This window comes from Kaistia nematophila, assembly GCF_026343855.1.
Classification (GTDB): Bacteria; Pseudomonadota; Alphaproteobacteria; order Rhizobiales; family Kaistiaceae; genus Kaistia; species Kaistia nematophila.
Genome location: NZ_JAPKNK010000003.1, coordinates 222,957 through 245,294 on the forward strand (window position 1 = coordinate 222,957; position 22,338 = coordinate 245,294).

A 22,338-nucleotide genomic window follows, 5' to 3' on the forward strand; every position below is an offset into this window, starting at 1 on the left:
CCGCCATTGACCGGCACCTAAGCAAGACCGCATCGAACGGCCCTATCGGGGAGATTGAGCATGACGGCTGACATCATCAACCTGAACCGTTTCCGCAAGGAAAAGGCCCGCGCCGAAAAGGCCGCTGTCGCCGAGGAAAACCGGGTCCGCTTCGGCCGCACCCGCGCCCAGAAGGCGCTCGACCGCATCTCGGCCGAGAAGGCGCGCCACCACGTCGACAGCCATCGCCGCGACGACGAGGAAGATCCTACCCCGGCATGAAGAAACGCTCGGTCTCCATTGCCGGCCACCAGACCTCGATCTCGATCGAGGAACCGTTCTGGCAGGCCCTGCGCGGGATCGCCGCCGAGCGCGGCCAGAGCCTTGCCGGACTGATCGCCGCCATAGACGGCGAGCGTGCGGCCCAGACCAATCTCTCCTCCGCCATCCGCCTCGCCGTGCTCGCCTGGTATCAGGCGCGCGTGGAAGCGCAGGCGCCGAAAGAGACCGTCCCGCTCAATTCGGAATAGACTCCGGCGGCGTCAGCCGCATCGGTGCGCCGGGATCGAGCGGCGGCTGCGGCAAAGGCGGCAGGGCCCGGGTCTGTGGCGTCGGCGGCACCTCGCGCAACAGGGTTTCGATCCCGTCAGTGAAATCGAGCTTCTGCCTTTCGGCCTCCGCCGCGCGGCGCGCCCGCTCCTGGCGCTGCGCCTCCGCCTTGCGAGCGGCATCGGCAGCTTTCCTGGCCGCAGCGGCTTCGGCGGCCGCCTTCTCCGCTGCCAGCTTCGCCGCCGCTTCGGCGGCCTGCCGCGCCTCCTCGGCCTTGCGCGCGGCATCGCCGCGGCGCTGATCGTCCTCGCGCGCCAGGCGCACGAGCCGGTTCAGCTTCTCCTTCTCGAGGATCTCCGCCTGGAGCTTCTCGATCCGCTCCACCTCGCGCTCGAAGGCTCGCACCGACAGGAAGCCGGCGAGCGGCGCGACGTCGATCCGCCGCGTCGGCGCATCGAGCGGCCCGGAAAACACGAGCCCGACCTGCGGGATGGCGCCGCTGACGCGGTCCTCGCCCGGATCGATGGTCAGCGTCCACTGGCTGTCGATCGTATCGGCGTTCAGGTCGATGGTGGCGCCGCCGGCCATCGTCGCGCTCTTGCTGACGACGTTCAGGTTTGGCGCACGCAGCGTCCCTGCGGCGATCGAGAACGCGCCCTCGACGCGGTCGAATGCCAGCGTGCCGGCGTCGAGATAACCTGCGAACAGCTTGCGCAACTCCGCCTCGCTGATCTCGCGGCCGGCGTTCGCGGCGCGGATGACCGCGCCGAACGCCTCCGGATTGACGAAGCGGGCCGAGCCTTCGCCGATGGTGAAGGAGCCCCCGCCCGTGAGCGCCGAGACAACACCCGCGGCCGAGCGGCCGGAGCCCTCGAACTGGCCGGAGAAGTCGAAGCTGCCATCGGCGACCGAGCGCCCGTCGCGCTGCCAGACGACGTCCGTCAGCGCCGCGCCCTTGACCGAGACCTGTCCCGAGACGGTGGCGTCGCCCTGCGGATTGGCGATCGAGAGCGAGCCGGTCGCCTTGCCACCGGCGAAATCGCCATTGGTCAGGCGGATTTCGGTGCGATCGCCGGAGAAGCTGGTCTCGACCGCCGCATTGGTGACGGCGAGGCCGTCGCCGATGGCGAGCCGGTCGGCGGAGAGGCGGAAGGCTACGTCGAAGCCATCGATCGCCGGGCGGCCGAACGTGGTCTTCGACCAGACGCTCTCGGTGTTGGCGAGCAGGTCCGGCGGCAGGCCGAGGCCCAACGCCAGCGCGAAGGTCAGGTCGGCCTCGTCGATGGCGACGTCGCCCTTCAGCCTCCAGCGGCCGGCGTCGCGGCCGAAATCGATCATGCCGCCGGCATAGGCGTCGCCGAGCCTGGCATCGCGGAACGACAGCGTGGCGCTGCCGTCGCGGATATCGAGCGAGCTCGCCGCCTCGAGCGGCAGCTTCTCGCCCTGTCCCGGCAGGGCCAGCCCGACCAAGGTCAGCGCCGGGGTTGCATCGGCACCGCGCGCCGTGATCGTGCCCTGGTAGCTCGGCACGCCGGCCTCGTCGATGCCGAGGCTGCCTTCGGTCGAATAGGAGAGACCCGCGAATTCGCCGTTGATCGTGCCGTTCACGCCTTCGGCCAGCGAGCCGCCGCCACCGGTGGTCTCGACCGCGATCCGGGCGCGACCGGGCTTTTCGAGCGGCGTCGCCTCATAGCCGAGCTGGCGCAGCAGATGGCCGGCGTCGTTGCTGTCGACAGCGGCCGAAACCTTCAGCTCGCCCTCGCGCCAGGCGGCCGGCGTGCCCTTGAAACCGACCGCCATGTCAATGGCAGTACCGCCGGACGTGCCGTTCACGGTCAGGTTGGCATGGGTGACGCCGTCCTGCGCCCGTGCATTGACGACCGTGTCGAGAATGGCGGGGCCGAGCAGCGGCGCCGCCGTCTTGAACCAGCCGGCGATGGCCGAGCCCGGCAGCAGCCGCTCGACCAGCGCAGCGGATCCCGTGAGGTCGGAGGCGTCGACGGAGACCGAGAGCTGGCCGTTCGGCGCGCCGGTCAGGTCCGCGACACGGCCGCTCGCCGAGATCGCCGCGCCCGCGACATTACCGATCGACAGCTTCTTCGCCACCAGCACGCCGTTCGACAGGCTGCCATCGGCGACGACCTTTTCCAGCGTGATATCGTCGATGTCGAGCGCGTCCGTCGCGACCTTGATCTGGAAGTCGTCGGCGAGCGCGCCGGTGTTGCTCAGGCTCCGGCCCGCGAAGAGCTCGGTGAGCGCAACCAACTGGTTGTAGTCGAGCCGGTCGGCGGTCAGGTCCACCGAGAGGTTGCGGCGGCCGCCGGATGCCGCCTGTTGCCAGCGCAGGCCGCCGTTCAGGTCGGAATCCTGCATCTGCGCCGTCATGCCGGATATCGCGACCGAGCCGGGCGCGAGATGCAGCTGGCCATTCATCTCGAAGGCGCGCAACTGCGGCATCGCCGCGATCTTGCCGCCACGCCACCAGGCGGCAAACGTCGTCGGCTGGTCGGAAACGATCCGCACGGCGCCGTCGAAGGTCGCCTTGGGCACGGTCGTGACGACGCCATCGGCCGCAAGCCGAGTGCGCCCCGGCAGATCGGCGCCCAGTTCCTCGATCTTCCAGCCATTGTCGGTCGTGACCGCGTCGAAACGCAGGTTCTGGATCACCGAACCACCGATGACGATGCCGGGAATGTCGAAGCCGATGCGGCCGGGGATCGACGGCACGGGCAGCTCCGCCAAGCCCTTCACGACGGCCGACGAGGCGATCTCGACGCTCGCCGGCTCATTCGGCCCCTTGCCGATCGAACGATCGAGGTCGAGCTGGCGCGCCTTCAGCACCGCATCGAAGCGCATCGCCTTGCCGAGGTCGATCGAGGCGGCGCCTGTCAGGCTGTAGGGCCTGTCTTCCGGCCCCTGCGACAGGGTGAAGTCGGGAAAACGCAGCTGCTCGGGACGCAGATCGAACGTGCCGGAAGCGCGCCATCCCGGCGGCGGTTTCCTGCCCGCCTTGCCGTCGTCGTCCTGGACATGGGTCAGGCCGAAATTGCCGGACCAGCCGAGCCCCTTGTCGTCGAATCCGAGTGGCCCCTCGGCCGAAAGCGCAATCGGCACGGTCGCCGGATTGGCCTCGAGCTTGACGCGGATGGTGTTGTTCGGGTCGCGGCGGCCCGTCGCGACGCGGAACGTCGTCGGCACGCCGTCGGCGACCAGGCCCCCCTCGATCTTCCAGGGACCGAGCAGCGAGCGCGCGTCGACGGCGGCATTGATGTTGGAAAGCGAGACGGCCCTTCCCGTGCGGGCGTCGCGATAATCGATCACGCCGTCGGAGATATCGACCTTCTCCAGCGTCACGGCGTCGGGATCGAGCGACTTCGACGCTTCCGAACGGCGCAGCCAGTCGGGCAGGCCGTCGGCGCCGACGGTGACCTGCAGATGCGGCCGGGTGATCGCCATGTCGACCACCTTGAACGTACCCGAGATGAGCGGGATCAGCTCGATCCGGACCGCGAAGCGGTCCACCGTCATCATCGGCTTGTCCGGCGTTCCGCCGACGCGGACATCGGTGAATACCAACGAGGGCATGGGCAGCAGCGAGGCGTCGGCGGTCCCCGCGACGGTGACCGGCTGGCCGAGGATCTTCTCCGCCTCGCGCTCGAAGGTCGTGCGGAAGGCGTTCCAGTCCACGAACCAGGGGATCACCAGCGCCGAGACCAGCACGGCGATGATGATGCCCCCGATGATCAGATACAGCCTGTTCAGCTTCGCCTCCGCCTTGCCGACCCGCGCGGGAGCGCGCTCACGCGTCGGGCAGGATCTTGCCCGGATTGAGGATTCCGAGCGGATCCAGCGCCCCCTTGATCACTCGCATGATGTCGAGACCGTGGCCATGCTCCTTGACGAGATATTTGCGCTTTCCCTGGCCGACGCCGTGTTCGCCGGTGCAGGTGCCGTCGAGCGCGATCGCCCGCTCGTTCATCCGGCTGATCACGGCTTCCGCCTTGGCAATCTCTTCCGGATTGGTGACGTCGATCAGAAGCTGGGTGTGGAAATTGCCGTCGCCGACATGGCCGACGACCGGTCCGATCAGGCCGTTGGCCGCGATATCGGCGCTGGTCTCGGTGACGCATTCCGCCAGCCGCGAGATCGGCACGCAGACATCGGTCGAGACGCTCTGGATGGTGTCGCCGGGACGAAGCCCCTTCACGGCGAAATAGGAATCGTGGCGCGCCTGCCAGAGCTTGGTGCGATCCTCGGGACGCGTCGCCGAGGCGAACTCGCCGCCATTAAATTCCTGCGCGATCGCGGCGAACTGCTCCGCCTGCTCGGCGACCGAGGCCGGCGAGCCGTGGAATTCGAGGAAGAGATGCGGCGTCTCGGGCAGGCCGAGCTTCGCGAATTCGTTGGTGGCGCGGATCATCATGGCGTCGCCGAGCTCGATGCGGGCAATCGGGATGCCGCTCTGGATCGTCAGGATCGCCGCGTTGCAGGCATCCTCGACGGTCGGGAAGGAGCAGACGCCGGCGGCGACCGATTCCGGCAGGCCGTGCAGGCGAACCGTCACCTCGGTGATGATGCCGAGCGTGCCTTCCGAGCCGACGAGCAGCCGGGTCAGGTCATAGCCGGCCGAGCTCTTCTTGGCGCGGCTGCCGGTGCGGACGATCGAGCCATCGGCCATCACGGCCGTGAGGCGCACGACATTCTCGCGCATCGTGCCGTAGCGAACGGCGTTGGTGCCGGAGGCGCGCGTCGCCGCCATGCCGCCGAGGCTGGCGTCGGCGCCGGGATCGATCGGGAAGAACAGGCCCTGGTCGCGGATGAAATTGTTGAGCTGGATGCGGGTGACGCCGGCCTCGACGGTGCAGTCGAGATCCTCGGCATGCACCGCGACGATCTTGTTCATCTGCGACAGGTCGATCGAGACGCCGCCCTTCGGCGCGTTGACATGGCCTTCCAGCGAGGTGCCGGTGCCGAACGGGATGATCGGCACGCGATGCGCGGCGCAGATCTTCACGATCTCGGAGACTTCCTCGGTGGAAGCCGCGAAAACCACGGCGTCGGCGGGCTCGTTCGGCAGCCAGGTCGTCGTGTTGGCGTGCTGGCGCCGGATCTCGAGCCCACGGGTGAAGCGCGAACCGAAACGCTCCTGCAGAAGATCGAGCGCGGCGCCCAGAGCCACTTCATCACGCGCGCCATCGTTGCGCAGCGCCGAAACTACCATTCCGAGAACCTCCCAAGCGATTTCACGGCTTGCTCGCCATGTCGCCGGCAACCTAGCAAAATCAGGCTGCCACGCCAAAGACTTCCTGCCGTTGACGCGGCCTGCCGGAAGCCGGATTCGACGGTTTCACACGGTGGCGTTGCGGGGCTCCGGATAGCCTACCAGCTGGTTCGTCACAGTGAACCTTCGATGGCGATCTTGCCCGACCGTCCGGGCCGGTCGCTGGCCGCCGCCGCAGCAGCGGCATCGGAAAGTCCGAACCGCTCATCGATCGTCAGGCGGAGCGCGCTCGAGGCCGCGAGCCGCACCAGCTCGCCGATCAGACGCCCCAGTTCGCCACGGTCCGTCGCCGCCATCCGCCGCGCGCCCCAGAAACCCTTCACCGAAACCTGCCGGAAGATGAGGTCCCCCGACGAGATCACCAGCGGCTTGTTCGACATCGCGCCGAACGACATCAGCAGCCCGCCCTCGGCGAGCAGGCTGGCGAGCCTACCGCCCTCCTCGCCGCCGACGCTGTCGACCGCGCGCAGGATCGGCGCCCCGCCGGCGAGCGCCCGGACCCTGTCTTCCCAACCCGGCGCCTCGGTCGAGACGACATCGCCGATACCAAGCGCCGCCAGCTCGGCGATGCCGGCATCGCGGCGCACGAGGCCGATGACGCGGATGCCGCGCGCCTTGGCGAGCATGGCGACGATCTTGCCGACGGCGCCGTTCGCGGCGTTCTGGATCATGCACTGGCCGCTGGCGATCTGCAGGTCTTCAAGCAGCATCAGCGAGCTCAGCGGCATGGCAATCAGCTGGCAGGCCGTATCGTCGTCGATCCCGTCCGGCAACGGCACCGAGGCGGCCGCTGGCGCGAGGAAATAATCCGCCCAGGCGTCGGCGATACCTGCCGCCACCACGCGCTGGCCGATCGCGGGCTCCGTGACGCCCGGGCCCAGCGCATCGACAATGCCGACCGCCTCGCTGCCGCCGACCGCCGGCAGGGCCGGCTTGTGACCATAGGTGCCGCGGATGGTCCAAAGATCGTGGTTATGGATGGGCGACAGCATCATGCGGACGCGGACCTGGCCCGGCCCCGGCTGCGGCGTCGGCCGCTCGCCCGTCTTCAGGACCTCGGACGGAACGCCGAAACGCTCATAAACAGCCGCTCGCATGCGCCGCACTCCTCTTCTGCTGCCGATAAGGTAGCGCGCCGACCCGGTGCCCGCAAACGGCCGAGGCCTCGAAAAGACACGCTCCGCACTTGGACAGCGAGACGCCCTTTCTGTAGGAAAGCTGGCATGGACGGCTGCCGCGGTCCATATTTGTTCTCATGTCCAGCTCTTCGAATCGACCGCCCCTGAGATGACCGCTCCCTTCGACAGTTCCGCCCCCGCCCCGCGCCCCGGCGGCATTGCTGCGCGCGCGCTCGGCCGGGCTGCCGCCCCCACGCCCGATTATGTCGCCCGCCTCAATCCCGAACAGCGGATGGCGGTCGAGACGACGGAAGGGCCGGTGCTCGTCCTCGCCGGCGCCGGCACGGGCAAGACGCGCGTTCTGACGACGCGGATCGCCCATCTGCTCGCCACCCAGAAGGCCTATCCGAGCCAGATCCTCGCCGTCACCTTCACCAACAAGGCGGCGCGCGAGATGCGCCACCGCATCGGCGACCTGATCGGCCCCTCGGTCGAGGGCATGAACTGGCTCGGCACGTTCCACTCGATCGGCGTCAAGATCCTGCGCCGCCACGCCGAACTGGTCGGCCTGCGCTCCGATTTCACCATCCTCGACACCGACGACCAGATCCGGCTGATGAAGCAGGTGATCCAGGCCGAGAACATCGACGAGAAGCGCTGGCCGGCGCGGCAGCTCGCCAACCTGATCGACAGCTGGAAGAACCGCGGCCTGACGCCGGAAGACGTGCCGCCGGGCGATGGCGGCTCCTTCGCCGACGGCCGGGGCGTCAAGCTCTACAAGGCCTACCAGGCCCGCCTGAAGACGCTGAACGCCTGCGATTTCGGCGACCTGCTTCTGGAAAACCTGCGCCTCTTCCGCGAGCACCCCGACGTGCTCAGGGACTATCACCAGCGCTTCCACTACATGCTGGTCGACGAGTATCAGGACACCAACGTCGCGCAGTATCTCTGGCTGCGCCTGCTGGCGCAGGGCCGCAAGAACATCTGCTGCGTCGGCGACGACGACCAGTCGATCTATGGCTGGCGCGGGGCCGAGGTCGACAACATCCTGCGCTTCGAGAAGGATTTCCCGGGCGCCGTCGTCATCAAGCTCGAGCGCAACTACCGCTCGACCTCGCACATCCTCGGCGCCGCCTCGCACCTGATCACCCACAATGAGGGCCGCCTCGGCAAGACGCTGTTCACCGACGCCGTCGACCCCAATGCCGCCCGCGTCCGCGTCGCCTCGGCCTGGGATTCGGAGGAGGAGGCCCGCGCCATCGGCGAGGAGATCGAGGCGCTGCAGCGCAAGGGCCACAGGCTGAACGACATGGCGATCCTCGTGCGCGCCTCGTTCCAGATGCGCTCCTTCGAAGAGCGCTTCGTCTCGATCGGCTTGAACTACCGCGTCATCGGTGGTCCGCGCTTCTACGAGCGGCAGGAAATCCGCGACGCCCTCGCCTATCTGCGCGTCGTCGCGCAACCCGCCGACGACCTCGCCTTCGAACGCATCGTCAACGTGCCGAAGCGCGGCATCGGCGAGACCACCGTCCGCCTGCTGCACGACCATGCGCGGGCGCGCGACATCCCGATCATCGAGGCGACCGACGAACTGATCCAGACCGAAGAGATCAAGTCGACCAAGACGCGCACGGCGCTGCGCGATCTGCTCGCCTCCTTCGGCCGCTGGCGCTCGCGCCTCGACGACATGAAGCACGGCGAACTGGCCGAGATGATCCTCGAGGAAAGCGGCTACACCGACATGTGGCAGCAGGACCGCTCGGCCGACGCTCCGGGCCGGCTCGAAAACCTGAAGGAACTGGTCCGCTCGATGGAGGCGTTCGAATCGCTGGGCGGCTTTCTCGAGCACATCGCACTCGTCATGGACACGGACAACACCGAGAACCAGGACGCGGTGTCGATCATGACACTGCATTCCGCCAAGGGGCTGGAATTCGAGACAGTGTTCCTGCCCGGCTGGGAGGAAGGCCTGTTTCCGCACCAGCGCTCGCTCGACGAGAGCGGCCGCGCCGGACTGGAGGAGGAGCGCCGCCTCGCCTATGTCGGCATCACCCGCGCCAAGCAGCGCGCCATGATCTGGTTCTCCTCGAACCGCCGCATCCACGGCCTCTGGCAATCCAACGTGCCGTCGCGCTTCCTCGATGAACTGCCGGAAAAGCATGTCGAGGTGATCGAGCAGACGTCGAGTTATGGCGGCTACAATGTCGGCGGCGTCGGCAATTACGGCGCCAGCCGTTTCGACCGCGCCGACCCGTTCACCAACACCTATTCGACGCCCGGCTGGCAGCGTGCGCAGGCCAACAAGGGTTCGGCGCAGGCGCATGCCCGCGCCGTCCCCCGGCAGATCGAGGGCGAGCTGGTGGCGAAATCGACCGGCTCGGCTTCGAAGTACAAGCTCGGCGAGCGCGTCTTCCACCAGAAGTTCGGCTATGGCGCGGTCATCGAGATCGAGGGCAACAAGCTGACGGTCGACTTCGAAAAGGCCGGCAGCAAGAAGGTGGTCGACAGCTTCGTGACGAAACACTAGGGCCGCGAAGCAAGTAGCTTTGCGCCACGTCTCACCTCTCCCGCGGGAAGAGGTGAGAGCCGGATTTTGCCACTCCAGTCTGCCTCAGCGGTCGCCTTCCAGCCGCATCAGCCCGGCCTCGGTCGGACGGAAACCGCAGGCGCGGTAGAAGCCGGCGAGATGCGGCTCGTAGTCGACATGCAGCCACGCCGCGCCGCGCGCCGCCGCGAGCTCGGCCGCCCGGCGCACCAGCCGCGTGCCGAGCCCCTTGCGCCCGTGGTCGGGATGCACGGTCGGATCGAGCAGGAAGGCATGGATGCCGCCATCCCAGGCGACATTGACGAAGCCGACCAGAGCGCCTTCGGCATAGGCGCCGAGATGCACGAGGCTGCGCGACAGGATCGCCCGCGGATCGGCCGGCCCTTCCGCCTGCCACGCCGCCCGCCAGAGCCGATCCATCTCGTCACGGCTCGGAAAGGGATCGACGCGGATTTCGGTTTCGGCCATGAAGCGCATTCCCAATTCGGTTCCAAGGCGGATATGAAGTCATCATCCGCCGCCAGACAAGGTTCACGCACTTGACCCTCATCGCTTCCCTCAACCTCGCCAAGGAATCCGACGCGACCCGCCTGATCGAGGCGATCGGCGAGGACGAAGCGCTCGGCTACCCCTCCGCCGCCACCACGGAGCAGGCGGACCAGAGCTGGACCGTTGACGTGTATTTCGAGGAGCAGCCCGACGAGCCGGCGCTCGCCCGCGTCGTCGCCGCGATGCTCGGCCCGGATGCCGGCCGCTTCGTCGTGTCGGAGCTCGCCGACGAGGACTGGGTGGCGAAGTCGCTCGAGGGCCTGAAGCCGGTGCGCGCCGGCCGCTTCCTCGTCCATGGCAGCCATGACCGCGACAAGGTGCAGCCCGGCGACATCGCGATCGAGATCGAGGCGGGCGAGGCGTTCGGCACCGGCCATCACGGCACCACGGCCGGCTGCCTGGAGGAGATCGACCGGCTCGGCAAGCTGCACGACTACAAGAGCATCCTCGACCTCGGCACCGGCACCGGCGTGCTCGCCATCGCCATCGCCAAGGCGTGGGAGAAGCCGGTGCTCGCCACCGACATCGATCCGATCGCCACCCGCGTCACGGCCGAGAACGCGGCGCTGAACGGCGTCGGCGACAAGATCGACGCCGCCACCGCCGAAGGCTTCGGCAATCCGGTGATGGCGGCGCGCGCGCCGTTCGACCTCGTCGTCGCCAACATCCTCGCCGGCCCGCTGATCGCGCTGGCGCCGGAAATCGTGCAGCACCTCGCGCCTCAGGCGACCGTGGTCCTTTCGGGCCTTCTGGTGGCGCAGGGCCCAGCCGTCACCGCCGCCTATGAGGCCGAAGGCCTCAAGCTGACGCGCCAGGGCGAGCAGGAAGGCTGGCTGACCCTCACGCTGGAGCGGTAGGCGCCATTCTTCAGCCTTAGGTGGCCCTACTGACTCTAGATCAACTAGAGGCTGGGCGGCTCAGACTCCAACTGACTTCTGAGCCCCCAGACACCCTGCCCAATTCCGTTTACACTGAAGAATATGTCTCTAGTTCGACGCCAATTGCTCGAGTCAGACGAATTATACTCAAGCTCTTTTCGCACAACCTCCTCGATCGACACTGGAACCGTGTCGCCGAGTTCAGTCCGAACCCGCCTAACCTCCTCGTACAAATCCTTCAGCGAGGCGACTCCGCCAAGATTGCGCAGCGCCGTTTCGACTGATTGCCACCAGAACACCCCAAGTTCCCCCCAAAGAGCCCTTGCTCGACCTTAGCTAGCGTCGAATAGAGCGCAAGAGGGAACAGCGTTGGTCTGTTTCGCCCCCCCTACTCCGCCGCCGGCAGCATCGAGCCGGTCGCTTCCTGGCGCAGGTGCCAGGAATAGGCCTCCGCCAGCAGATGCGGGGTCTGGCCGCCATGATCGCGGACGGCGCGGCGGTAATAGTCGGCCGCCAGCTCGCGATAGCTCGGGTGGGTGCAGTTGGCGATGATCACCTCGGCCCGCTCGCGCGGCGCCAGGCCGCGCAGGTCGGCGAGGCCGTTCTCGGTGACGACGACATCGACGTCGTGCTCGTTGTGGTCGACATGCGGCACCATCGGCACGATGCGCGAGATGGCGCCGTCCTTGGCGAGCGACTTGGTGACGAAGATGCCCATATAGGCGTTGCGGGCGAAATCGCCGGAGCCGCCAATGCCGTTCATCATGTGCGTGCCGCCGACATGCGTCGAGTTCACATTGCCGTAGATGTCGCATTCGAGCGCGGTATTGATGGCGATGACACCGAGGCGGCGCAGCACCTCGGGATGGTTCGAAACTTCCTGAGGCCGCAGCACCAGGCGGCTCTTGTAGTTCCGCAGTTCCGGCATCACACGCGCCTGGCAGGCGGCGGAGAGCGTGATCGACGAACCGGACGCGAAGGCGAGCTTGCCGGCATCGAACAGTTCGAAGGTGCTGTCCTGCAGCACCTCGCTATACATGGTGAGGTCGTGGAACGGGCTGTCGATCAGGCCGTGCAGCACGGCGTTGGCGATCGAGCCGATGCCGGCCTGCAGCGGCGCCAGCTGGTTGGTCAGGCGGCCCTTGCGGACCTCATGGCTCAGGAACTCGATCAGATGGCCAGCGATCGCCTGCGTTTCGGCGTCCGGCGCCGTGGTTTCGGCGGAGCTGTCCTGTCGCTCGGTGACGACGATGGCGGCGATCTTGGCCGGGTCGATCGGGATGAAGGGCAGACCGACGCGGCTGTCCGGCGCAACGACGGGGATCGGCTCGCGATGCGGTCTGCGGGTCGGGATATAGATGTCGTGCAGGCCTTCGAGCTCGGCCGGCTGGCCGATGTTGAGCTCGATGATCACCTTCTCCGCCAATATGGCAAAGGTCGCCGAGTTGCCGACCGAGGTCGTCGGGATGATGCCGCCCTCGCGGGTGATCGCGGTCGCCTCGACGACGGCGACGTCGATCGGCCCCATCTGGCGCGAACGCAGCAGTTCGACCGTCTCGGAGAGATGCTGGTCGATGAACATCACCTCGCCCCGGTTCAGGGCGGCGCGCAACACGCGGTCGGACTGGAAGGGCAGCCGCCGCTTCAGCACATGCGAGCGGGTCAGCACCTCGTCGATGCCGTTGCCGAGCGAGGCGCCGGTGATCAGCGTGATGCCGAACGGCTCGGTCGCGGCGCGCTCGGCCAGCGCCAACGGCACGGCCTTCGCGTCACCGGCGCGGGTGAAGCCGCTCATGCCGACGGTCATGCCGTCCCGGATCAGCAGCGCCGCCTCGGCTGGCGACATCACCTTGTCGAGAAGGGCGGGAAGGCGGATTCGGTCCTGCAGCATGATATCCAGCATGTCGGTGGCGTTGCTGGACCATAGGCCTCGGAAAGCGCGGAAGCATCCCGCAAAAAGCAGAAAATCCGCGACGGGCTGTCGCGGATTTTCAGATCTCAGTCAGACGATCGACGGCGGCCCCGGCGATCCGCCGGCCGCGCCGGATCAGATGAGGGCGCCGACCGCGCTGCGCTCGATGGTCTCGCGGTCATAGCCGAAAGTGGCGAGCGAGGCGTCATCGAGGGAGAGCTGGTAGCCGTTCACGAAACGCGGCATCTGCCGGTCGCGCGTATGGGTCATGCGGGCCACAGCGCGCCGAGCGACGCCATGGCCGCGGCTTCCAGCCGGGGCAACGCCGAACTCGCCAAATGCTGCCGTCAACATGATCAATTCCTTTTTGTGGCGACGCCCTATGCGTCCCTTAAGCAGGCTCTTCATACCCCTAACGCTGACGTGAAGGTACAGCTGTAATCGAATGCCAGACATGCACTTTTCGCAACGCACAAGATGCCGCCACATTTGCGCCGCGCCGCAAACACGGAGTGTGATGGAATTGCAGTCGGCAAGGCGCGCCGATAGGGTCGCGCGAACCGTTTTGTTCCGTGAAGAAGGCCCTCCGCGCATGTTCCAGAATTTTGACGCTCCGAGCCGCGCCCACCCGATCAAGGATCGGCTGGTGGCGCTGCGCGCCCATCTCGACCGCGCGGGATTGCAGGGTTTCATCGTGCCGCACGCTGACGAATACCAAGGCGAATACATTCCCGCCGCCGCCGAGCGACTCGCCTGGCTGACCGGCTTCACCGGCTCGGCCGGGGCCGCCATCGTACTCGGTGAGGAAGCCGCCGTCTTCGTCGACGGTCGCTATACGCTGCAGGTGCGCGACCAGGTCGACGTCGACGATTTCACGCCGGAGGACCTGATCGGCAATCCTCCGCACCAGTGGCTGAAAGACAAGCTAAGCACCGGCCAGCGCATCGGCTATGACCCGCGCCTGTTGACGCTTGCGGAAGCTCGCCGCTTCGAGGCCGCCTGCAAGGCCGCCGGGGCGGAACTCGTCGCGCTGGAGGAGAACCCCATCGACGCGATCTGGACCGACCGGCCGCTGCCGCCGCTGTCGCAGGTCATGCAGCAGCCGGACGAACTCGCCGGCGAAAGCGCCGACGACAAGATCCGGCGTATGCAGGCCGTCCTCGCCGACAAGGGCGTCGACGCGGCCATCCTGGCGCAATCGGATTCGATCGCCTGGCTCTTCAACATCCGCGGCGCCGACGTGCCGCACAATCCCGTCGTGCTCTCCTATGCGCTTCTGAAGCGCGACGAGCGCCCCACCCTCTATGTCGACGGCCGCAAGCTTTCCAACGCCATCCGCGACCAGCTTGCCGAGCGCGCCGACATCAAGGAAGAGCGCGCCTTCCTGACCGATCTCGCCGGGCTCGGCGACGAAGGACGCCGCGTGCTGGTCGACCCACAGACCACCCCTGCCCTGTTCGCCAGGACGCTCACCGACGCCAGGGGCGTGCTCGTCGAGGGCGCCGATCCCGTCGTGCTGCCGAAGGCGCGCAAGAACGCAATCGAACTCGACGGCACGCGCCGCGCCCACAAGCGCGACGGCGCCGCGATGACCCGCTTCCTCGCCTGGCTCGACGCGAATGGCGCCAACGGCACCGAAACGGAGATCAGCGTCGCCAGGAAGCTGGAGGCCTTCCGCGCAGAGGCCGGCGAGGCGGACGGCTCGCCGCTGCTCGAGATCTCCTTCGACACGATCTCCGGCGCCGGCCCGGACGGCGCCATCGTGCATTACCGCGTCAACGAGGCGACCGACCGCAAGCTCGAGGCCAGCACGCTCTACCTCGTCGATTCCGGCGCGCAATATCGCGACGGCACCACCGACATCACCCGCACCATCGCCATCGGTACGCCCTCGGCCGAGATGCGCGACCGTTTCACCCGCGTTCTGAAGGGCCATATCGCGCTTGCGACGGCGCGCTTCCCGCGTGGCACGACCGGCGCGCAGCTCGACACGCTGGCGCGGCACGCGCTCTGGCAGGCCGGCCTCGACTTCGACCACGGCACCGGCCACGGCGTCGGCGTCTTCCTGTCCGTGCACGAGGGGCCGGTCCGCATCTCCAAGGCCGGCAACCTGCCGCCCGAGCCGGGCATGATCCTTTCGAACGAGCCCGGCTATTACAAGACCGGCGCCTATGGCATTCGCATCGAGAACCTGATCGTCGTCACGCCGCCGGCGGCGATCGCCGGCGGCGACCGCGAAATGCTCGGCTTCGAGACGATCACACTGGCGCCGATCGACCGCAAGCTGATCGACGTCGCATTGTTGAGCCCCGCCGAGAAGACCTGGATGGATGCCTACCACGCCCGCGTCCGCGATGCGCTGGCGCCCTCCCTCGAAGGCGCGGATCTCGCCTTCCTGATCGCCGCCACGCAACCGCTGGGCGCATAGGCATCCCCTGACAGTTCCATCACGGATCCTCTCGCCTTGATAGGTTTCGTGATGGAACGTGACCCTGCACGCTCCGTTGTCCGATCGAGCCTCAGCTCAATTGTCTCGATAAAACACGGAGTTACGACCATGAAAACGATCCTTCGGACAACGGCCCTGGTCGCCCTCCTTGCGGCGGGCCCGGCGCTGGCGCAGGACGCGACGACGCCGGCCGACACCACAGCCCCGGCCGCGACCACAACCCAGCCCGCGGCGCCAGCCGGCCGCTTCATCGTGCTGGAGGACGGCAGCACCGACTGGCTCGCCTCCACCCTGATGGGTTCCACCGTCTATAGCGGCACCGACGAGAACCTCGGCAAGATCGTCGATATCCTCGCCACCGACGACGGTGAGGTGAAGGCCGTGGTGATCGGCGTCGGCGGCTTCCTCGGCATCGGCCGCAAGGACGTCGCGGTGTCGCCGAGCACGCTCGAGCGCGTCAAGATCGACAATGGCCAGAAGCTGGTCCTGAAGACGACCAAGGACGAGCTCAACGCCGCGCCGGAGTTCAAGACCGCCGCGCAGCAGGAATCGTCCAGCGTGACCACGACGCCGGCGCCCGACGCGACCGTGCCTGCCGCGGACCCGATGACGCCGCCCGCCGCAACCACGCCGGCGCCCGCCGCGCCCGAAACGGCCCCTGCGACGCCGTAAGACCCAAAAAGCGCAGGATGGAAGGCCCGCCCGCAGGGTGGGCCTTCTTTCCTGCCGGCTCAGTCGGCGCCGACGAGCGTGAACCAGCCATCCTCGTCGATCACCTCGACGCCGTTCTCGGCGGCGGCCTTGAGCTTCGAGCCCGCGCCGGGGCCGGCGACCAGAAGGTCCGTTTTCTTCGATACCGAGCCCGCGACCTTGGCGCCCAACCGCTCCGCCATCGCCTTGGCCTCGTCGCGCGTCATGCGCACCAGCGTGCCGGTGAAGACGACCGTCTTTCCGGCGACGGGGCTGTCCGTCCTGGCGGCTTCGAGCGGCTGCGGGCGCACCTGCTCCAGCAGGCGGGCGAAGGCATCACGGTTGTGCGGTTCGTCGAAGAAATCGACCACCGCCTCGGCGACGACGTCCCCGATCCCCTCGATGCCGATCATCTCGACCCAGGCATCATTGCCCTTGAGCAGTTCCGGTCCGGGCGGCCGCGCCGCCAGCGCCGTATCGCGAAACGCCTCGACCGTGCCGAAATGGCGGGCGAAGCGCTTGGCGTTCGTCTCGCCGACATGGCGGATGCCAAGTGCAAAGATGAAGCGGTTGAGCGCGATGCTGCGGCGGTCGTTGATCGCGGCGAAGAGGTTGCGTGCCGACGTCTCGCCGAAGCCGTCGCGGTTCTTCAGCCGCTGCAACTGGTTGGCGTCGCGCGCCTCCAGCGTGAAGATGTCGGCCGGCTCCTTGATCAGCCCCCACTCATGGAAGGCCTGCACCTGCTTCTCGCCGAGACCCTCGATATCGAAGGCGTTGCGCGAGACGAAGTGGCGGATGCGCTCGACCGCCTGCGCCGCGCAGATCAGGCCGCCCGTGCAGCGGCGGACCGCCTCGTCCTCCTCGCGCACGGCGTGGCTGCCGCAGACCGGGCATAGCGTCGGGAAGCTGTAGGGCACGGAATCGGCCGGCCGCTTGTCGAGCACGACCGAGACGATCTGCGGGATGACGTCGCCGGCGCGCTGAATCACGACCGTGTCGCCGACGCGGATGTCGACGCCATCGCGGATCGGCAGACCATCGCCGCCGATGCCCTTGATGTAGTCCTCGTTGTGCAGCGTCGCATTGGAGACGACGACGCCGCCGACCGTGATCGGCTCCAGCTTCGCGACCGGCGTCAGCGCGCCGGTGCGGCCGACCTGGATGTCGATGCCGTTCAGCACGGTGACGGCCTGCTCGGCGGCGAATTTGTGGGCGATCGCCCAGCGCGGACTGCGCGACACGAAGCCGAGCCGGTTCTGCAGCGCGAGCGAGTTCACCTTGTAGACGACGCCGTCGATATCGTAGCCGAGGCCGGCCCGGTCCATTTCCAGCCCGTGATAGAAGGCGAGCGCCTCCTCGACGGTGGTGCAAAGCGTCATGCGCGGATTGGTCGGCAGCCCCCAGGCGGCGAAGGCCTCGACCATGCCCATCTGCGTCTCGGCCGGCATGGCGCTCATCTCGCCCCAGGCATAGGCGAAGAAGCGCAGCGGCCGCGAGGCGGTGATCTTGGAATCGAGCTGGCGCAGCGAGCCGGCCGCCGCGTTGCGCGGATTGGCGAAGGTCTTGCCGCCGCCGGCCGCCGCCATGCGCGCGTTCAGCGCCTGGAAATCGGCATGCGCCATGTAGCACTCGCCACGGATCTCGACGGTGTCGGGCACGCCGGCGGGAAGCTGGTTGGGGATGTCGGCAATGGTGCGGGCATTGGCGGTGACGTTCTCGCCCTCGAAGCCGTCGCCGCGCGTCGCCGCGGTGACGAGCCGGCCGCCCTCGTAGCGCAGCGACAGCGACAGGCCGTCGATCTTCGGCTCGGCGGTGAAGGGAATGGCGTCCGCGGCGTCGATCTTCAGGAAGCGGCGAGCGCGATCGATGAAGTCGATGACGTCCTGATCGTCAAAGGCGTTGTCGAGCGACAGCATCGGCACGACATGCGGCACCTTGGCGAATTTCGGCGAAGGCGCCGCGCCGACGGACGTGCTCGCCGCCGAGGAGAGATCGGGGAACTGGGCCTCGAGCGCGACGAGCCGGCGGCGCAGCGCATCATAGTCCGCGTCCGAAATCGTCGGCGCGTCTTCCTGATGATAGCGGATGTCGTTTTCCGCGATCTCGGCGCTGAGACGCGCGTGCTCCTGCGCCGCCTCATCCGCCTTCAGCGTCTCGACCGGTGTTTCGCGCAGATGATCCGACGACATGGCAGCACTCCCGTTCAGGGGAGAAGCTATGCCGCGCCGCCGGACCGGTCGCAAGGGCGCGTCGGTCGCCCACCAACAGAAGCGCGCGCCGGCTTCGAAAGTCCGGGCGGATCAAGCCGCCCGGATGGCTGTCAGTGGCCGACATCCATGACGGCGGCCGGATCGGGATGATGCGGCGCGAACAGGCGGCCACGCTCCGTCCAGTAGACGACGATCAGGCTCAGCACGCCGGTCGCAAGGAAGCCGACCGCCAGCGGCAACACGGTGCCATTGAACATCTGGCCGATGACCATGCCGACGATCGTGCCGAGGATCGTCGTGTAGAAGCCGATCATCGAGGACGCGGTGCCGGCGATGTCGCCGAGCGGCTCCATCGCCATCGTGTTGAAGTTCGGCATCGTCAGGCTGAACAGGAACTGGCAGGCGGCGAGGTTGACCGCGAACAGCAGCAGCGGCGGCTTGCCATCGAACCAGATCGCACAGCCGACCATGATCGCCGACATCAGCACATGGCCGCAGACGCCGGCATGCGAGATGCGCCGCATGCCGAGCCGCCGCACGATCCGGACATTGACGAAGGAAGCGATGCCCATCACCGCCGCGATCGAGCCGAAGACGACTGGGAAGATCGCGCCGAGGCCATAGACCTCCGTCTCGAAGATCTGCTGCGACGAGCCGATATAGGCCATCAGGCCGCCGAACATCAGACCGATCGCCGTCGAGTAGCCGACCGTGGCCCGCTCCTGCAGGCAGCGCTTGGCGCCGCCGAGGATGCGCGCGGCGGAGAACGGCATCCGGTATTCGGGATGCAGCGTCTCCGGCATGCGCCGGCCGAACCAGAGCGCGATGCCGACGGCGATCACCAGCATGCTGACGAAGATCGTGTGCCAGGTGCCGAACAGCAGGAAGAGGCTGCCGATGGCGGGAGCGAACACCGGCACGATGATGAAGATCATCATCGTGAAGGACATGACGCGCGCCATCTCGCGGCCCTCATAGCGGTCGCGCACGATCGCCACCGAGAGGATCCGGGTCGCCGCCGCGCCCATGCCCTGGATCAGGCGGGCCACCAGCAGCATCTCGAAATTCGGCGCGAACAGCGCGATCAGGCTGCCGATCGAGAAGATAATCAGGCCGATCATCAGCGTCGGTCGCCGCCCGACGATGTCGGAGACCGGACCGTAGAAGAGCTGCATGACGGCGAAGCCAGCCATGTAGACAGTCAGGATCAGTTGCACCTCATTGGCCGAGGCGAGGCCGAAGTCCTGCTGGATATGGCCGAAGGCGGGCAGCAGATTGTCAATCGACATCGAGCCGAGCGCCATCATGAACGCGATGATGACGACGAACTCGAAGAAAGACGGCTCAGGAGCAAGGCGCGCCGGCGCGCGCTCGGACAGGACGGACATAACGAGTTTCCAAAAGGGGCCTCGGCAGACGAAATGGCCTGCTCGAAGAGCGAGCGGTCGCCAGGGCAGAGCGGATCCGGCCCGAAACGATCGACGCGAAGCTTACTAGTAGACGAAAATATGTGGCGTGGCCGTGACGCAAGTCACGCAGGGCGCAGATCGGGCGCCTCCGGTAGCATGTTCATACTCTAAAGGCAGCCTTATGATCAATGCGGAAACTACCGAATTCGGGTCGAAACGGCCCCGCTGCGGCGCGCGGGTCACATCCCCCGCGTGAAAGACCTCGCGCGCCGGGCGGTGGCCGAACATTGCACGGGGGCGTAATATGGCGCGGGCACTCCCGAAGGCGCGGCGGACGCGACATCAGTGGAGGAAAGCCATGCGTTCCCAGGAAGCTGCCGAACTCTCCGGCAAGATGCGCGGCCCGGTCATCGACCGCGACAGCCTAGACTATGACGAGGCCCGCAAGCTCTATAACGGCATGATCGACAAGAAGCCGCTGATGATCGCGCGCTGCAGCGACGTGGCGGACGTGATCGAGGCGGTCGCTTTCGGCCGCGAGCACAAACTTTTGATCGCCATCCGCGGTGGTGGCCACAACGGTCCGGGCCTCGCGAGCTGCGACGATGGCCTCGTCATCGACCTCTCGCAAATGAAAGGCGTCCGCATCGATCCGGAGGCGGCGACGGTGCGTGTCGGCCCCGGCTGCACCCAGGGCGACGTCGATCACGCGACGCATGCCTTCGGCCTGGCCGTCCCGGCCGGCATCGTCTCGACCACCGGCATCGCGGGACTGACGCTCGGCGGCGGCACAGGCTACCTGACCCGCCAGTACGGCCTGACGATCGACAACCTGCTCGAAGCCGACGTTGTGCTCGCCGACGGCAGTTTCGTCACCGCCAGCAAGTCGGAATGGCCGGACCTGTTCTGGGCGCTGCGCGGCGGCGGCGGCAATTTCGGCGTTGTGACGAGCTTCCTGTTCAAGGCCCATCCGGTCAGCATGGTCTTTGGCGGCCCGATCTTCTGGGACCAGAAGGACGCCGCCGCGGTCATGCGGCGCTATCGCGACGTGCTGCCGAAGGCGCCGGAACGGCTCGGCTGCTTCTTCGGGCTGAAGACGATGCCCTCGGCCGATCCCTTCCCGCGCGAGCATTGGGGCAAGCGCATCTGTGCGCTGATCTCCTGCTACAACGGCCCGCAGGAGGACGGCGAGGAGGCCATGAAGCCCTTCCTCGAAGGCGTGCCGCCACCGCTCGTCAACTGGATGAGCATGATGCCCTTCCCGACCCTGCAGAGCCTGTTCGATCCGCTGATGCCGACCGGCATGCAATGGTACTGGAAAGGCGATTTCGTCAACGAGTTGACCGACGAGGCCATCGACGCGCATCTCCAGCAGGCGGCGGATACGCCGAGCATGCTGTCGCTGATGCACCTCTACCCGATCGACGGCGCCGTGCATCGCGTCGGCAGGGACGAGACGGCCTGGAACACCCGCGATGCCCGCTGGTCGATGGTGATCGCCGGCATCGACCCGAATCCGCAGCAGGCCGGCCCGATCACCCGCTGGACCAAGAGCTACTGGCAGGCCGTGCATCCGCACAACAAGGACGGCGGCTACGTCAACTTCATGATGGACGACGAGGGCGATGCCCGGCTCCGGGCGACCTATGGCGGCAATTTCGAGCGGCTGCTGGCGCTGAAGACGAAATACGACCCGGACAACCTCTTCCGGGTAAACCAGAACATCCGCCCGGCGCATTGAGGCCGAGCGAGGCGGCGCGGAGTGTCTCCCGCGCCGCCGGCCACGATCTCAATCCTCGTGGGTGTCGTGATAGCTGACGAGCCCGCGCTTCCAGTAGCCCGACGCCTTCACCCGCCGCTTCGGCAGACCGAGATCCTCGACCAGGATGGCGCGCAGGCGCTTGGCCGTGTCCGATTCGCACGCGATCCAGGCGAAGCCTTCGCCATCGCCGCGCCGGAATGCCGCGACCGCGTCGTCAAGCAACCTCCCCTCGCCCGGCGCCAGGTCGCCGCGATGCAACCAGGTGATCGAGGTGGACGCGCGGCTCGACAGCGGCATCTCGTCGGCGGGTGTGCCGACCTCGACGATCACGGTCACCTTCGCCTCGGGACGCAGTTCTTCAAGCCGCCGCGCGATCGCCGGCAGCGCGGTGTCGTCGCCGACCAGCAGATACCAGTCGAAATCGTCGGGAACGATCATCGAGCCGCGCGGCCCGGCGACGTGCAGCGTGCTGCCGACGGCGGCGTTGATCGCCCATTCCGTCGCGGGGCCCGCCTCATGCACGGCGAAGTCGAGATCGAGCTCGCCCGTCGTCGCGTCGTGGCGGCGCGGCGTGTAGTCGCGCGCGATCGGCTTCTCCCCCTCGGGGAAGACAGGGCCGTTGGGGCCGAAGGTCGGCAGCGCCGGCTCGTCCTCGCCGGGGCGGGCGAAGAAGAGCTTGACGTGGTCATCATGCGATCGGCTCTCGAAACCTTCGAGATCGGGGCCGGTGACGGTCACGCGGATCATCGTCGGCGTGATCCGGGCGATGCGCGCCACGGTCAGGCGGCGGATCTTCAGCGGATAGCGGACGCGGTAGGTTTCATGCGGCGCGGGCGCCGTGTGGACGATGTGGGTATCGGACATGGAAACTCCTGAAAGGAGAGCTGTCCGGCCCGATGCAACGTTCCCTAGGCAACGCCGCGCGGGCCGAACCTGCTCAGGCAAGCTCGATCAGCGCGTTGTTTGACGTTAACGCCTACGTGCAGGCCTGTGGTGTGCCCGCAAAG

The 22,338-nt window shown here is 67.4% G+C and carries 16 protein-coding genes; 7 read left to right on the plus strand and 9 right to left on the minus strand.

Annotated elements, in window-relative coordinates; translation table 11 throughout:
- Positions 1 to 60: 60 nt before the first annotated feature.
- The gene (locus OSH07_RS09600; protein ID WP_266338414.1) at positions 61 to 261 is read left to right on the plus strand and encodes a DUF4169 family protein; all 201 of its coding nucleotides are present in this window, start codon (positions 61 to 63) and stop codon (positions 259 to 261) included.
- Complete coding sequence (locus tag OSH07_RS09605; RefSeq protein ID WP_266338415.1) at positions 258 to 509, plus strand: ribbon-helix-helix domain-containing protein; 252 nt, start codon at positions 258 to 260, stop codon at positions 507 to 509. The genes OSH07_RS09600 and OSH07_RS09605 overlap by 4 nt, the downstream gene beginning before the upstream one ends.
- Here the strand turns inward: OSH07_RS09605 and OSH07_RS09610 are convergent.
- The 3 genes from OSH07_RS09610 to OSH07_RS09620 all read right to left on the minus strand — a co-directional run bounded on the left by OSH07_RS09610 (position 496) and on the right by OSH07_RS09620 (position 6,906).
- The gene (locus tag OSH07_RS09610) at positions 496 to 4,374 is read right to left on the minus strand and encodes an AsmA family protein (protein WP_338149876.1); all 3,879 of its coding nucleotides are present in this window, start codon (positions 4,372 to 4,374) and stop codon (positions 496 to 498) included. The two genes, OSH07_RS09605 and OSH07_RS09610, sit on opposite strands and share 14 nt — an antisense overlap.
- Positions 4,328 to 5,749, minus strand: a complete 1,422-nt coding sequence (locus OSH07_RS09615) for an FAD-binding oxidoreductase (RefSeq protein ID WP_266338416.1) — start codon at positions 5,747 to 5,749, stop codon at positions 4,328 to 4,330. Before OSH07_RS09615 ends, OSH07_RS09610 begins: the two co-directional genes overlap by 47 nt.
- A gap of 173 nt (positions 5,750 to 5,922) precedes the next feature.
- Positions 5,923 to 6,906 carry a zinc-binding dehydrogenase gene (locus OSH07_RS09620; RefSeq protein WP_266338417.1) on the minus strand — a complete coding sequence of 328 codons (984 nt, stop codon included), beginning with the start codon at positions 6,904 to 6,906 and terminating at the stop codon, positions 5,923 to 5,925.
- 190 nt (positions 6,907 to 7,096) lie between these two features.
- On the opposite strand from OSH07_RS09620, the gene OSH07_RS09625 reads away from it, so the two are divergent.
- Positions 7,097 to 9,454 (plus strand): ATP-dependent helicase, encoded by a 2,358-nt coding sequence (locus OSH07_RS09625; protein WP_266338418.1) that lies wholly within the window; start codon positions 7,097 to 7,099, stop codon positions 9,452 to 9,454.
- Between the two features lie 84 nt (positions 9,455 to 9,538).
- Here the strand turns inward: OSH07_RS09625 and OSH07_RS09630 are convergent, their stop codons facing one another.
- Positions 9,539 to 9,940, minus strand: a complete 402-nt coding sequence (locus tag OSH07_RS09630; protein ID WP_266338419.1) for a GNAT family N-acetyltransferase — start codon at positions 9,938 to 9,940, stop codon at positions 9,539 to 9,541.
- Between the two features lie 71 nt (positions 9,941 to 10,011).
- On the opposite strand from OSH07_RS09630, the gene OSH07_RS09635 reads away from it, so the two are divergent.
- Positions 10,012 to 10,878: a 50S ribosomal protein L11 methyltransferase gene (locus OSH07_RS09635; protein WP_266338420.1), complete on the plus strand. Its 867-nt coding sequence runs from the start codon at positions 10,012 to 10,014 to the stop codon at positions 10,876 to 10,878.
- A gap of 409 nt (positions 10,879 to 11,287) precedes the next feature.
- On the opposite strand, the gene OSH07_RS09640 is transcribed toward OSH07_RS09635, so the two are convergent.
- The gene (locus tag OSH07_RS09640; RefSeq protein WP_266338660.1) at positions 11,288 to 12,790 is read right to left on the minus strand and encodes an acetyl-CoA hydrolase/transferase family protein; all 1,503 of its coding nucleotides are present in this window, start codon (positions 12,788 to 12,790) and stop codon (positions 11,288 to 11,290) included.
- A 156-nt stretch (positions 12,791 to 12,946) separates the two neighbouring features.
- Positions 12,947 to 13,165, minus strand: coding sequence for a hypothetical protein (locus OSH07_RS09645; protein WP_266338421.1), 219 nt, complete (start codon positions 13,163 to 13,165; stop codon positions 12,947 to 12,949).
- A gap of 238 nt (positions 13,166 to 13,403) precedes the next feature.
- On the opposite strand from OSH07_RS09645, the gene OSH07_RS09650 reads away from it, so the two are divergent.
- Positions 13,404 to 15,239 (plus strand): aminopeptidase P family protein, encoded by a 1,836-nt coding sequence (locus tag OSH07_RS09650; protein WP_266338422.1) that lies wholly within the window; start codon positions 13,404 to 13,406, stop codon positions 15,237 to 15,239.
- Between the two features lie 129 nt (positions 15,240 to 15,368).
- Positions 15,369 to 15,932, plus strand: coding sequence for a PRC-barrel domain-containing protein (locus OSH07_RS09655; protein ID WP_266338423.1), 564 nt, complete (start codon positions 15,369 to 15,371; stop codon positions 15,930 to 15,932).
- A gap of 59 nt (positions 15,933 to 15,991) precedes the next feature.
- Here the strand turns inward: OSH07_RS09655 and ligA are convergent, their stop codons facing one another.
- Positions 15,992 to 18,139 carry an NAD-dependent DNA ligase LigA gene (ligA, locus tag OSH07_RS09660; protein WP_266338424.1) on the minus strand — a complete coding sequence of 716 codons (2,148 nt, stop codon included), beginning with the start codon at positions 18,137 to 18,139 and terminating at the stop codon, positions 15,992 to 15,994.
- 131 nt (positions 18,140 to 18,270) lie between these two features.
- Positions 18,271 to 19,548: a multidrug effflux MFS transporter gene (locus OSH07_RS09665; protein WP_266338425.1), complete on the minus strand. Its 1,278-nt coding sequence runs from the start codon at positions 19,546 to 19,548 to the stop codon at positions 18,271 to 18,273.
- Between the two features lie 379 nt (positions 19,549 to 19,927).
- On the opposite strand from OSH07_RS09665, the gene OSH07_RS09670 reads away from it, so the two are divergent.
- Complete coding sequence (locus tag OSH07_RS09670) at positions 19,928 to 21,310, plus strand: FAD-binding oxidoreductase (RefSeq protein ID WP_266338426.1); 1,383 nt, start codon at positions 19,928 to 19,930, stop codon at positions 21,308 to 21,310.
- Positions 21,311 to 21,358: 48 nt separating this feature from the next.
- Here OSH07_RS09670 and OSH07_RS09675 read toward each other — a convergent pair whose 3' ends face one another.
- Complete coding sequence (locus tag OSH07_RS09675; RefSeq protein WP_266338427.1) at positions 21,359 to 22,195, minus strand: siderophore-interacting protein; 837 nt, start codon at positions 22,193 to 22,195, stop codon at positions 21,359 to 21,361.
- Positions 22,196 to 22,338: the final 143 nt, after the last annotated feature.